Genomic DNA, 12,030 nt, shown 5'->3' on the forward strand with positions numbered 1-12,030 from the left:
TAAATGCTGCCGTCCCTCGAGTTTGCCATGCGCGCCCGTGCCCGAGACAGCCCCCGGACGCCCGCGACGGCACGTGGCAAGCACGTGGCAGAAAGGACCGTGGGTGCTCCAGGCCCTCAACCCGCTGGACGCCACCTCGCTGCTGACGACGCTCGGCACCGCGGGTGTGTTCCTGGTGCTGTTCGCCGAGACCGGGCTGATGGTCGGCTTCTTCCTGCCCGGTGACTCGCTGCTGTTCACGGCCGGTCTGCTGTGCGCGACCACGCGGAACGGCGTGCACTTCTCACTGCCCGCCGTGCTGGCCGCCGCCGCGGCCGGAGCGCTGCTCGGTGCCCAGGCCGGCTATCTGCTCGGCCGCCGCGCCGGCCGAGCCCTCCTGGCCCGCACCCGCGGCCGCCGCCTGGCGGACGGCGTGGCGCGGGCCGAGGAACTGCTGAGCCGGTACGGCCACGGCAAGGCGATCGTGCTCGCCCGGTTCGTTCCCGTGGTGCGCACCGTGCTCAACCCGCTCGCCGGCATCGTGGGCGTCCCCACCCGCACCTTCGCGCTGTGGCAGGCCGTCGGCGGGCTGGCGTGGACGGCGGGCCTGGTCCTGGGCGGCTACGCCCTCGGGTCGAGCATCCCGAACGTCGACCGCTATCTGCTGCCCCTGATCGCGGTGGTCGTCGCGGTCTCGCTGCTGCCACTGGCCCTGCTCCGGTCCCGCCGCCGTACCCGCACCACCGCGCGGCCGACCCCGGGGAGCGCCAAGTGAAGATCACCTTCCTGATCCACCACGTGTACGGGATCGGCGGCACGATCCGCACCACGCTCAACCTCGCCACCGCGCTCGCCGACCGGCACGACGTGACCATCGTCTCGATGCTGCGCCGGCGCACCCAGCCGCGGTTCACCATCGATCCGCGCGTGCGGGTCGTCCCCCTGGTCGACCTGCGTGAGGGCAGTGCCGACACGGCCGACCCGCTGCTGCACCAGCCGGCCGAGGTCTTCCCCGCCGCCGAGAAGCGCTACCAGCAGTACAGCCGCCTCACCGATCAGCGCGCCGAGGAGTACCTGCGGGCCTGCGACGCCGACGTGATCATCGGTACGCGCCCGGGCATCAACGTGTATCTCGCCCGGTTCGCCCCGCCCGGCGCCCTGCGCATCGGCCAGGAACACCTCACCCACGACACCCACGCGAAGAAGCTGCGCGCCCAACTCGCCCGGTCCTACCGCGACCTGGACGCCCTGGTGACCACCACGGAGGCGGACGCCGCCGTCTACCGGGCGAAGATGAGCCTGCCCGGCGTCAGGGTCCTGGCCATTCCCAACGGCGTGCCCGACCCCGGCCTGCCCCCGTCCGACACCGGTACCGGCGCCAAGGTGATCGCCGCCGCCGGACGACTCGTCCGCGGCAAGCGCTTCGACCTGCTCGTCGACGCGTTCTCCGACGTCGCCGCCAAGCACCCCGACTGGACGCTGCGGATCTACGGTGCGGGCACCGAGAAGGACCGGCTGCAACAGCGCATCGACGAACTCCACTTGAGCGGCCGGGCCGAACTGATGGGCGCGGTCTCCCCGATCGAGGCCGAGTTCGCCAAGGCGTCGATCGTCGCCTCCGCCTCCGACGCCGAGTCCTTCGGTATGACCTTGGTCGAGGCGATGCGCTGCGGCGTCCCGGTGGTCTCCACCGACTGCCCGCTCGGCCCCGCCGAGATCATCCACAACGGCGTCGACGGCCGCCTGGTCCCCAAGGGCGACCGGCAGGCACTGGCCGGCGCCCTGCTCGACCTGGTCGCCGACGAGCCCGCCCGCCGCCGCATGGGCCAGGCCGCCCGTGAGTCCTCCCACCGCTACGACCCCGCCCGCATCGTCGACGCCTACGAGGCCCTGTTCACCGACCTGACCGCCACACGCCGCGCCCGCGCATGGGCCCGCCGCAGAGCCAAGTGGCGCGAACGGGCGGAGCGTTGGCAGCGGCGGCTGCGTGCCTGGCCCCGGCCGGCCGGCGCCCCCGCCTCACGCTGACGACGCCCCTTGCCCGACGTACCCCGTCACGAGCCGCGTCAGTTCGTCGATGACCGTGTCGCGGCTGATCGGTGAGGGGTCCAGGACGTAGCCGACCGTCACCGCCTCGATGGTGCGGACCAGGATCCAGGCGATCGGGGCCGTCGGGCGGGTGGTGGGGGTGTCCTGGAAGAGGAGGGCGGTGGCGACGAGGTCCTCGACGCGGCGTACGAAGTCGGCGCGTTGGCGGTTGATGGTGCGCGGGAGCTGCTCGTACACCACGCGCAGCAGCGGGGCCTCGACCTCCAGCGCGTCCAGCAGGGAGGCGATCGTCCGGCGGACCGGGTCGGCGGCGGTGAGGTTGGCCATGAACGCGTCGGTGATGCGACGGTGCACCTGTTCGACGTAGCGGTCGAGCACCTGCGCCAGGATTGCCTCCTTGTCCGGGAAGTACTGGTAGAGCGAACCCGGGCTGATTCCGGCCCTCTTGGCGATGCGGCTGGTGCTCGTGCGCTCGTAGCCGCGTTCCAGGAGGATCTCGCGGCCGGCCGTGAGGATGCGATCGACCATGGCGCGGGAGCGGTCCTGCTGGGGAGTACGTCTTGCCGGATGCTGTGCGCCGGTGGTCATCTTCCGCTCCTGTGACGCGAATTGAACGCGACTAATTAGTCGTGTCAGCATCCAATCCGTGATGACATCCCGCGCACAAGACGTAGGAACCGCGTCACCGTATCCGCGCCGCTTCCGCCGGGCGCCGGAGCGCAGCCGTCGCTTCGGCAAGGTGCTGCGGCGGGTGGCCGGCGTCCGAGAGGTCGACGAGGAGCTGCTCGATCTGATCGGGCGGCGTATGTACGAGCGCGACGAGCCCGGGGCGGATCTCGTGCGCGCCATGCGCCGAGGCGGCGCCCCCGGCACCGAGCGGGTCACCATGGCCCAGTTCAACAAGGCGCTGGAGGAGGGCGTCCAGGCGGTGCCCGACGCCCCGCCCGCGCTCGTACGGTTCTTCGCCATGGTCGACGACGTCCCCCCGTGGGTCGACTTCGAGCTGATCGAGCGGGGCGCCGCCGTGTTCCGCCGGTTCGGGCGCACCGCGAACGACGTCCTGTTGCAACTGTCGTTGATCGGCGGCTATCGGTTCGGCGGACCCGCCGAGCTGCTCGTCGCCACGGGCGGACTGTCGGGGGCGACCGCCATGCGGCGGCTCGGGGAGACGGAGACCTGGGCCCACGCCCTCGCGCAGCCCGGAGCGATGCGGCGGGACGGAGCGGGGTTCCGACTCACCGTTCACGTACGGGTGATGCACGCGCTCGTCAACGACCGGTTCGAGAACAACGGGCGTTGGGACGCCGGCGAGTGGGGCCTGCCCGTCAACCAGTCCGACCAGGCGGGCACGCTGGGCCTGTTCAACAGCACGCTCCTGCTCGGGGCCCGCGTCCTCGGCTGGTACGTGAGCGCCGAGGACTCCCGCGCGGTGATGCACCTGTGGAAGTACGTCGGCTGGCTCCTCGGGGTCAACGAGGACTGGCTCTTCGACACCGAACGCGAGCAGAACGCGTTCAACTACCACATCCTGCTGGCCCAGGACGGACAGACGGCCGCGGGAGGCGACCTGTCCAGGGCGATCGTCGACGGCGAACGGCGCCTGCGTCGCGGCAGGTTGAGCTCGGTGCGTTCGGCCTACGCACGGGCGCGCCTGCTCAGCATGCTGAGGTACTTCCTGGGCCGGGAGAGCCTCGAAGACCTCCGACTTCCCGTGACCCTCCCCTGGGCGGTGCCGCCCGTCGTCGCGAAGAACCTCGTCGCGTCCCTGCTGCTCGCCCGCTCCGAACCCGGACGCCGCCGACTCGAACGCGCCTCCGCGAAGTTCAGGCAGAGGCGCGGCGCGATGCTGTTCGACGGCGACCGCCACCAGGTCGGTGCCTTGCCGCTCTAGGGGGTGTCTCGTCGATCAGGCCGGCATCGAGGCCCTCGCCTCACGTATGCGCGCGTGAGCCCTGTACGCGCCCCTCTCCGCGCGACAAGAATCCGCCCCACCGCCCAACTTCCGGGATAGTAAGGTCGGTTGCCGTGCACCTGCGCCTGCCCGTGTCCGTGTCCGAAGCGCTGGAGTGTCTGGCCGACGGCGCCACGCCGATCGGAGGGGCCACGCTCGTGTGGGCCGTCTGGCAACGGGACGGGTTTCCGGATTGCGCCATGTCCTTGCGGGAGTTGCCGGAGGCCAACGTCGTCGGGCGCGAGGCGCTCGGGGCCGCGGTGGTGCTGAACCAGGTCGACGACCGGGTGCCGGACGTGCTGCGGCTGGCCGCCGGCGCGGTGGGCACCGGGGCCGTGCGCCGGACGGCGACCGTCGGCGGCAACCTCGTGGGCAGCACGCTGCGTTGTCTGCTGCCCGCGGCCCTCGTCCTGGACGCGCGGGCGACGGTGCTGGAGACGGACGGTGTCCGCGAGGCCGACCTCGCCGAGGTGGTGGCGAAGCGGCCCGTCCTGCTGAGCCTCCAGTGGCGCGAGCCCCTCGCCAGCACGTACCGCAAGATGCCGGGCGACGCGGGCGGACCGCCCCCGCTCGCCGTGGCCCTCGCGTCGCACGCCGACGGCGGCGGGGGCACCCGCCTGCGCGTCGCCGTCCGGGACGGCTACGACGTGCTCAGCGGCAGCGCCGCCTCCGCCACCGACGACCACGCGGACGCCCTTCGCGAGCTGCGCGGAACGGTCTTCGACGACCTGCCGACCGACGCATGGGAGGTGGTGGGCCGACAGGCCGAGTCCCTGCGCGCCGACGGCCCCGCCGCCCGCTGAGAAGACCGGTTGAGCACTCTCACCACCCCGTCAGCACCAGGTGGTTGATCAGCAACGCGAGCACCGCCTGGGCGGTGAGCCAGGCGCGGGGGCGGGGAAGGAACGCGCAGGACGCCGGCAGCCATACGGCGAACGGCAGCCAGATGCGTTCCGTCTCCGCCTTGCTCATGCCCGACAGGTCGGCGACCAGAAGGGCGAGCAGAGCGGCGGCGACGAGCACGGCGAGCCGGGTGTCGGCGGCCGAGCGGGTGGGACGCAGGAGGGCGGCACCCGCTCGGCGCAGGCCCGCGGCGGTCGCCAGGCCCGTGATGAGCACCGTGCAGGCGAGGTTGGCCCACACCCAGTAGCCGTAAGGGCGAACGCCGCCCGCACCCTGGTAGTAGCGCGTGACGAGCAGCCGGTACGCCTCCCACCAGTCGAACCCGGCGAGCGTGAACGCCGCCGGGACGACGGCCAGTCCGGCGAGCAGCAGCGCGAACAGCGCGACCGGGCGCTCCCGGACCCGGCGGCGGCCCAGGACCAGCACCGCCGCGGCGATGAACGCGACGAGCGTGAGGCCGTACGACAGATAGCAGGTCAGGCCGAACAGCAGCCCCGAAGGCGCCGCCCACCAGACGGACCGCCCGGTGACCGCGAGGGAGAGCAGGGCCACCGCCCACGCGGCTACCGCCGCGAAGTACGCGTCGGCCGACGTGCCCATCCACACGGCGGCCGGGGCCAGCACCAGGAAGGGCGCCGCCCGCCGGGCCAAGGTCTCGTCGGCCAGTGCGCGCACCGCGATCAGCACCGCCGCGCACGCCGTCGCGCCCACGGTGATGCACCACACCCCGGCCCAGCCGCCGCCCCGCAGACCGACCCGGTCGAGCAGGACGAAGGTGAGCGGGGCCGCCGGCGGGTGCCCGGCGGTGTGGGCGGGCCACGGGGCGGCCGAGCCGAGCACGATGTGGTGGGTGAAGTCCCGCAGCGTCGCCGGGATGTCGTGGAAGCGGTCGACGACCCGGAGGTACTCGTGCTTGGTGGTCAGTCGCCCCGCGACGCCCCGCTGCCAGCCGTCGATCAGCGCGAGGGACCAGATCCACGCCATGGCCGCGCCCCAGGCCGCCGCGAGCAGCGCACGCCAGGGCAGCCGGACCGCGAGCGACGGGCCGTACGCCACGACGGCCGCCGCCACCAGGATCGCGGCCGGGGTGCCGGGGCCGACATGGGCCTCGCAGGTGCCGAGCACCGGCGGACAACCGACGACCAGCGTGCGGAACGTGTACAGGTTGCGGCCGATCAGCACGGCCGCGATCACCAGCAGGGCGGCGGCCGCGGCGGCGTACAGGTCGGGCAGATCGCGGTGGAGGGGACGGGCGTTGCGGTCACGGGGGAGGGACGCGGTCGAACGGATCACACCCGCACGCTAGGCCGCACGGGCGGCGCTGGACCGCCCGACGAGCCGGATGTCAGCGTTTCGTCATGGGGCGGACGCCGGTTTCCGGGGCTCCGGCGGCCTACGGTCGGGGCATGCGCGACCCACGGCTTCCCACCTCACCCGGCTTCTGGCGCAGCCCCCTGCGCGGCCCCTGGTTCACCTCGGTGCTCGGCCTCGTCCTGCTCGCCGGGCTGACCGTGCTGTTCGTGACGGGCCTCATCTCGTACGCCGCCTACAACCCGAACCTGGCCCCGGTGAACGACAAGACGCCGGACAAGGGTCTCCTCGGCTTCTACCTCTTCGCGTGGCCGACCGACCCGCACTGGCTGTACCGGCTGACACAGGGCGTCCACGTCACGCTCGGGATCGTCCTCGTCCCGGTGCTGCTGGCCAAGCTGTGGTCGGTGGTGCCGAGGCTGTTCACGCTGCCGCCCGCTCGCTCGCTCGCCCACGCGCTGGAGCGGGTCTCGCTGCTGCTCCTGGTCGGCGGCGCACTGTTCGAGTTCGTGACCGGCGTGCTCAACATCCAGCTGGACTACGTCTTCCCGGGCTCCTTCTACACCCTGCACTTCTACGGCGCCTGGGTGTTCTTCGCCGCGTTCGTCGTCCACGCCGCGCTGAAGGTGCCGTTGGCCGTGCGCACCGTACGCGGGGCACGCGAGGAGAGCGACCTGGTCGCACCGAGGCCCGCACCGCCCACCGTCTCGCGGCGCGGGGCGCTGTGGACGGTCGGCGGCGCCTCGCTGCTGCTGTTCGCCACCAGCGCCGGGCGCGGCTTCGACCAGCCGCTGCGCGCGACCGCCCTGCTCACCCCGCACGGCGGCCCCGAACCGGGCAGCGGACCGAACGGCTTCCAGATCAACAAGACGGCCGCGTACGCCGGGATCCGTGCGGCCGACACCAGCGAGGAGGCCTGGCGGCTCGTGATCGAGGGCCGCACGGGGCCCGTCCGCCTGAGCCGCGCCCAGCTGCTCCAACTCACCCTTCACAGCTCGGCGTTGCCCATCGCCTGCGTAGAAGGATGGTCCACGTCGGACCAGTGGTGGCGTGGGGTGCGGCTGCGCGACCTCGCGGCGCTCGTCGGATACGAGCGCGAGAACCCGCCCGACGTGTTCGTGGAGTCACTCCAGCGCCACGGCGGCTTCCGCCGCGCCGCCCTGCGCGCCAACCAAGTCGCCGATCCGCGCTCCCTGTTGGCCCTGTACGTCAACGGGGAGGAACTCTCCCTCGACCACGGCCACCCGGCACGGGTCATCGTCCCCGCCGCACCCGGCGTGCTGAACACCAAGTGGGTGGCCCGGATGACGTTCGGAGACCTGGGATGACAAGGCGCCCGCGGATCCCGCTCGGCAGCCCCGTCCAACTGCTGCTGCTCGCCTGCGCGTTCGCGCTCGCCGCGTACGCGGCCGTGCGGCTGCTCGCCGACGACTGGTTCGACGTGGCGCTCTGGTTCGTCGGTGCCGCCGTCCTGCACGACCTGGTGTTCCTGCCGCTGTACACGGGAGCCGACCGGGCGGTCACCCGCGGCCTCGGTACGCTGGGTCACCGCGCGTGGACTTCGTACATCCGCGTCCCCGCCGCCCTGTCCGGTCTGCTCCTGCTCATGTGGTTCCCGCTCATCAGCGGGCAGATGGACCGGAGTTACCGGTTGGGTGCCGGCCTGTCGGCGGCGCCGTTCCTCACCCACTGGCTGCTGATCACCGCCGTGCTCTTCGGCGGCTCGGCACTGCTGCTGGCGCGGCGGCTGCGGCGGCTGCGCAGGGCGACGAAGCGACGGCCGCCGGCCGACCAGTGAGCGACGGCCCGCCAGCCTGCCCTGCGCGCGTGCCGCAGCAGCGCCGGGGTGCCCAGCCGGGCCCAGGAGAACGGCCGCCCGGTGTCGTGGACGCCGGTGACGTCGACGACCTGCACCTGGACGTGCTCGTCCACGTCCGCCGGTGCGGTCTCGGCGATCAGCAGACCGCCTGGGGCGAGGAGCGCGGCGGCCCGGTCCAGCAGGGCGCGCGGGTCGCCGCCGATGCCGATGTTGCCGTCCATGAGCAGGACGGTGTCCCATCGGCCCTCGCCGGGCAGCGGGTCGAACACGGAGCGCCGGAGCGCCGGTTCGTCCCGGAACGGTCCGGGGTGCGGGGTCCGTACGGTGGCGGCGCGTCGTACCGTGTGGGCGACCGCCGCCTCGCTCACGTCGATACCGAGGACGGTCCGGCCACGCGCGGCGAGCTCCGCCACCAGTCGCCCCGGCCCGCACCCCACGTCGAGTACGGCACCCTCGCAGCGGTCCAGCACCTCCCCGTCCACCGCGTCGGCCGTGGCGCACCAGCGCTCCACCTCCAGTGGCAGCAGCCAGCCGTCGGCACGGCGCAGGAACAGCGGGCCGTGGCCGGCGTGCAGGGCGGCGGCGTACGGACCGGAACCGGTCCAGGCGGGGGCGGCACGCTCCGTGAGGCCGGGTGCACCCCGCGCGGCGCTCATCGGCCGGTCACCGTGGTGAACCGGGCCAGTCGCGCGGCGAACCGGGTCTGCGGGGCCAGGCCGGCGACGGCCCGCGCGTCGGCGGCCGTGTCGACGTCCCGCAGCCGGGGCAGCTCGCGCACCCGCAGTCCCGCCGCGACCAGCCGTTCCCGTTGGAGCGCGCCCGTCACCGGCAGGGACATCGGCACGCCGCGCAGCAGACCGGGGTCGGGCCGGGCCATGCCCACCGCCCAGAAACCGCCGTCCTCCGCCGGGCCGACGCACGCGTCGCAGTCGGCGAAGTCCACCGTGAGCAGCTCCGGCGTCACCTGAGGAGTGTCCATGCCGATCAGCAGGGCGGGGCCCGTGCACCCGGCGAAGGCGTCCGCCAGCCGCGCGTCCAGTCCGCCCGCGCACTGCGGCACGACGTCGAAGCCGGGCGGCAGCCAGGGGCCCGGAGAGCCGTCGAGGACGAGCACACGCCGGTCGGCCGGGGTGCGCGCCACCGTGTGCAGGGTGTCGGCGAGGGACGCCTCGGCCAGCGCCGCCGCCTCCTCGGGCGTGAACGGCGGTGTCAGCCGGGTCTTGACCCGGCCCGGGCGGGGCTCCTTGGCGATGACGAGAAGGGTGGTCATCGGGGGGCTCCTTGCCGTACGGGGGCCTCGGCCAGGACGCGGCTCATGTCCCGTACCGCCTGCCAGGTGCCGCGCCAGGTGCCGGTGACCTTGGAGGCGCCGGTGCGGGGCAGATACGGCACGTCATGCTCGGTGACGTGCCAGTTCGCGTCGGCCGCGCGCACGACCATCTGCAACGGGTACCCGCTGCGCCGGTCGGTGAGACCGAGGGAGAGCAGGGCCTCGCGGCGGGCGGCGCGCAGCGGGCCGAGGTCGTGCAGCCGCAGGCCGGTGCGGCGGCGCAGCATCCGGGCGAGCACCAGATTGCCGGCCCGGGCGTGTGCGGGCCAGGTGCCCCGGCGCTGCGGACGCCGCCGGCCGAGCACCAGGTCGGCCGCGCCGGCCCGGACCTCCCGCACGAAGGGCACGAGGAGGGCCGGGTCGAGGGAGGCGTCGCAGTCGCAGAAGCAGACGACGTCGGCGCCGGCGGCGGTCAGTCCCGCGTGGCAGGCGGCACCGAACCCCCGACGCGGCTCGTGGACGACGGTCGCGCCGAGCGAGCGGGCGACGTCCGCGGAGCCGTCGGTGGAGCCGTTGTCCACGACGATCGCCCGCCACCCGGCCGGAACGCGGGACAGGACCCAGGGGAGGGCCTCGGCCTCGTTCAGGCAGGGCAGCACGACGTCGACGTCCGGTGGCGGGGGCGGTGAAGGTGGCTTGGTCACGGCTTTCACCCTACGAACGGGAACCGGGCATTTCGGGTGCCGGCTCCTTACGAAACGCGGACGTCGGACGCCGAGCCGCGGTACGGGGGCGTGTTCGCAGCGGGCGTGATGCGAGGCTGGGGGGCATGCAGCAGCAGCCGTACGAACGCCCCGGGATCCCCGCAGCCCGGCAGGGCGCGCGGGTCCTGGTCGTGGACGACGATCCGACGGTCGCGGAGGTCGTCGCCGGGTACCTGGACCGCGCCGGCCACGTGGTCGACCGGGCCGACGACGGCCCCACCGCCCTCACCCGTGCCGCCGCGCACCGGCCCGACCTCGTGGTCCTCGACCTGATGCTGCCCGGCATGGACGGCCTGGAGGTCTGCCGGCGGCTGCGCGGGCGCGGGCCCGTGCCGGTCATCATGCTCACCGCCCGCGGTGACGAGGACGACCGCATCCTGGGCCTGGAGGTCGGCGCCGACGACTACGTCACCAAGCCGTTCAGCCCGCGGGAGCTGGTGCTGCGGGTGGAGTCAGTCCTGCGCCGCGCCCGGCCGGCGGCCGTCTCCCGTCCCCTGGGCGCGGCGGGGCTCACCCTCGACCCGGCCGCCCGGAACGCCGCCAAGAACGGCACCGAACTCGCCCTCACCCTGCGCGAGTTCGACCTCCTCGCCTTCTTCCTGCGGCACCCGGGACGGGCGTACAGCCGTGAGGAGCTGATGCGCGAGGTGTGGGGCTGGGACTTCGGCGACCTGTCGACGGTCACGGTGCATGTACGGCGCCTGCGCGGCAAGGTCGAGGACGACCCGGCCCGGCCCCGCCTGATCCAGACGGTGTGGGGCGTCGGCTACCGCTTCGACCCCACGGCCACGGGTGGGGAGGAGGACTGACCGTGCGCGACATCCTGCTGATCGCCCTCTACGCCTTCCTCGGCGCCGCCGTCACCGGGCTCGCCGGCGCGGGCGCGCTGCGGCTGCTGCGCCGCCGCTCGCTCACCGCGTCCCTCGCCGTGGTGGCCGCCGTCGGGGTGTTCGCGATGCTCGCGGGCACGCTCGCCGTGGCGTGGGCGATGTTCTTGTCGCCGCACGATCTGTCCGTCGTCACGACCGTCGTCGCGATGGCGGCCGCCGTCTCCCTGGCCACCGCGCTGCTGCTGGGCCGCTGGGTGGTCGCCCGTAGCCGTGAACTGGCCGACGCGGCCCGCTCGTTCGGCGACGGCGGCGCCTTCACGGCCCCGGCCGGTCCGGCCACCGCCGAACTGGACGCGCTCGGCCGGGAACTGGCGGCGACCAGCGCCCGGCTCGCCGAATCCCGGGAGCGGGAGCGCGCGTTGGAGACCTCCCGGCGCGAGCTGGTCGCCTGGATCTCCCACGACCTGCGCACCCCGCTCGCCGGTCTGCGCGCCATGTCGGAGGCGCTGGAGGACGGCGTCGCCGCCGACCCCGACCGCTATCTGAAGCAGATCCGCACCGAGGTCGAGCGCCTCAACGACATGGTCGGCGACCTCTTCGAACTCTCCCGCATCCACGCCGGCACGCTTCCCCTGGCCCCTTCCCGGATGTCGCTGTACGACCTGGTCGGCGACGCCCTCGCGGGCGCGGACCCGCTCGCCCGCGCGCACGGTGTCCGGCTGGTGGGCGACCACGTGGCACCGGTCCCGGTGGAGGTCGACGGCAAGGAGATGAGCCGGGTCCTGGGCAACCTGCTGGTCAACGCGATCCGCCGGACCCCTGCCGACGGCACGGTCGCCATCGCCGCCGAACGCTCGCCCGAGGGCGTGGTGCTGTCGGTCTCCGATGGCTGCGGCGGCATCCCCGAGGAGGACCTGCCGCGCGTCTTCGACACCGGCTGGCGCGGCACGCACGCCCGTACCCCACCGGCGGGCGCGGGCCTCGGCCTCGCCATCGTCCGGGGCATCGTGGAGGCCCATCAGGGCCGTGCCACCGTACGCAACATCCCCGGCGGCTGCCGCTTCGAGGTGACGCTGCCCGCCGCCGCAAGGTGAGCGCCGAGCTCACTCCTGGCGCGGCCCCTCCGACCCGAAGGCGCGCTCGCCCTCCGGCTT

At 73.7% G+C, this 12,030-nt stretch carries 12 protein-coding genes; 7 read left to right on the forward strand and 5 right to left on the reverse strand.

Annotated features, from left to right (window positions below; all coding sequences use genetic code 11):
* The first annotated feature begins 103 nt into the window (after window positions 1–103).
* Entirely contained in the window at window positions 104–754 is a 651-nt protein-coding gene (locus tag QFZ74_RS24170) for a DedA family protein (RefSeq protein ID WP_307622912.1), read from the forward strand.
* Window positions 751–2,007 (forward strand): glycosyltransferase family 4 protein, encoded by a 1,257-nt coding sequence (locus QFZ74_RS24175; protein WP_307622913.1) that lies wholly within the window; start codon window positions 751–753, stop codon window positions 2,005–2,007. Before QFZ74_RS24170 ends, QFZ74_RS24175 begins: the two co-directional genes overlap by 4 nt.
* On the opposite strand, the gene QFZ74_RS24180 is transcribed toward QFZ74_RS24175, so the two are convergent.
* Window positions 1,999–2,616, reverse strand: coding sequence for a TetR/AcrR family transcriptional regulator (locus tag QFZ74_RS24180; protein ID WP_307622914.1), 618 nt, complete (start codon window positions 2,614–2,616; stop codon window positions 1,999–2,001). The genes QFZ74_RS24175 and QFZ74_RS24180 overlap by 9 nt on opposite strands.
* A gap of 163 nt (window positions 2,617–2,779) precedes the next feature.
* Between QFZ74_RS24180 and QFZ74_RS24185 the strand changes: the two genes are divergently transcribed.
* Together QFZ74_RS24185 and QFZ74_RS24190 are read left to right on the forward strand one after the other, a co-directional pair.
* The gene (locus QFZ74_RS24185; protein ID WP_307622915.1) at window positions 2,780–3,919 is read left to right on the forward strand and encodes an oxygenase MpaB family protein; all 1,140 of its coding nucleotides are present in this window, start codon (window positions 2,780–2,782) and stop codon (window positions 3,917–3,919) included.
* Window positions 3,920–4,053: 134 nt separating this feature from the next.
* The gene (locus QFZ74_RS24190; RefSeq protein WP_307622916.1) at window positions 4,054–4,782 is read left to right on the forward strand and encodes an FAD binding domain-containing protein; all 729 of its coding nucleotides are present in this window, start codon (window positions 4,054–4,056) and stop codon (window positions 4,780–4,782) included.
* A 19-nt stretch (window positions 4,783–4,801) separates the two neighbouring features.
* Here QFZ74_RS24190 and QFZ74_RS24195 read toward each other — a convergent pair whose 3' ends face one another.
* Window positions 4,802–6,115, reverse strand: coding sequence for a hypothetical protein (locus tag QFZ74_RS24195; protein WP_373462495.1), 1,314 nt, complete (start codon window positions 6,113–6,115; stop codon window positions 4,802–4,804).
* A 173-nt stretch (window positions 6,116–6,288) separates the two neighbouring features.
* Here QFZ74_RS24195 and QFZ74_RS24200 point away from each other — a divergent pair, with 173 nt between their 5' ends.
* Window positions 6,289–7,521: a molybdopterin-dependent oxidoreductase gene (locus tag QFZ74_RS24200; protein ID WP_307622917.1), complete on the forward strand. Its 1,233-nt coding sequence runs from the start codon at window positions 6,289–6,291 to the stop codon at window positions 7,519–7,521.
* Window positions 7,522–7,837: 316 nt separating this feature from the next.
* On the opposite strand, the gene QFZ74_RS24205 is transcribed toward QFZ74_RS24200, so the two are convergent.
* From QFZ74_RS24205 to QFZ74_RS24215, 3 genes are read right to left on the reverse strand one after another with little or no spacing between them, the layout of a single operon-like run.
* Window positions 7,838–8,668 (reverse strand): bifunctional 2-polyprenyl-6-hydroxyphenol methylase/3-demethylubiquinol 3-O-methyltransferase UbiG, encoded by an 831-nt coding sequence (locus tag QFZ74_RS24205; protein ID WP_307622918.1) that lies wholly within the window; start codon window positions 8,666–8,668, stop codon window positions 7,838–7,840.
* Window positions 8,665–9,282, reverse strand: coding sequence for a DUF2064 domain-containing protein (locus tag QFZ74_RS24210; RefSeq protein WP_307622919.1), 618 nt, complete (start codon window positions 9,280–9,282; stop codon window positions 8,665–8,667). Before QFZ74_RS24210 ends, QFZ74_RS24205 begins: the two co-directional genes overlap by 4 nt.
* Window positions 9,279–9,995 (reverse strand): glycosyltransferase family 2 protein, encoded by a 717-nt coding sequence (locus QFZ74_RS24215; protein ID WP_373462431.1) that lies wholly within the window; start codon window positions 9,993–9,995, stop codon window positions 9,279–9,281. The genes QFZ74_RS24210 and QFZ74_RS24215 overlap by 4 nt, the downstream gene beginning before the upstream one ends.
* A gap of 116 nt (window positions 9,996–10,111) precedes the next feature.
* On the opposite strand from QFZ74_RS24215, the gene QFZ74_RS24220 reads away from it, so the two are divergent.
* Together QFZ74_RS24220 and QFZ74_RS24225 are read left to right on the forward strand one after the other, a co-directional pair.
* A complete protein-coding gene (locus QFZ74_RS24220; protein WP_307622921.1) occupies window positions 10,112–10,855 on the forward strand; it encodes a response regulator transcription factor in 744 nt (247 codons plus the stop codon).
* Window positions 10,856–10,857: 2 nt separating this feature from the next.
* The gene (locus QFZ74_RS24225; protein ID WP_307622922.1) at window positions 10,858–11,970 is read left to right on the forward strand and encodes a sensor histidine kinase KdpD; all 1,113 of its coding nucleotides are present in this window, start codon (window positions 10,858–10,860) and stop codon (window positions 11,968–11,970) included.
* The last annotated feature ends 60 nt before the right edge of the window (window positions 11,971–12,030 follow it).

This window comes from Streptomyces sp. V3I7 (assembly GCF_030817495.1).
Lineage (GTDB): Bacteria > Actinomycetota > Actinomycetes > Streptomycetales > Streptomycetaceae > Streptomyces.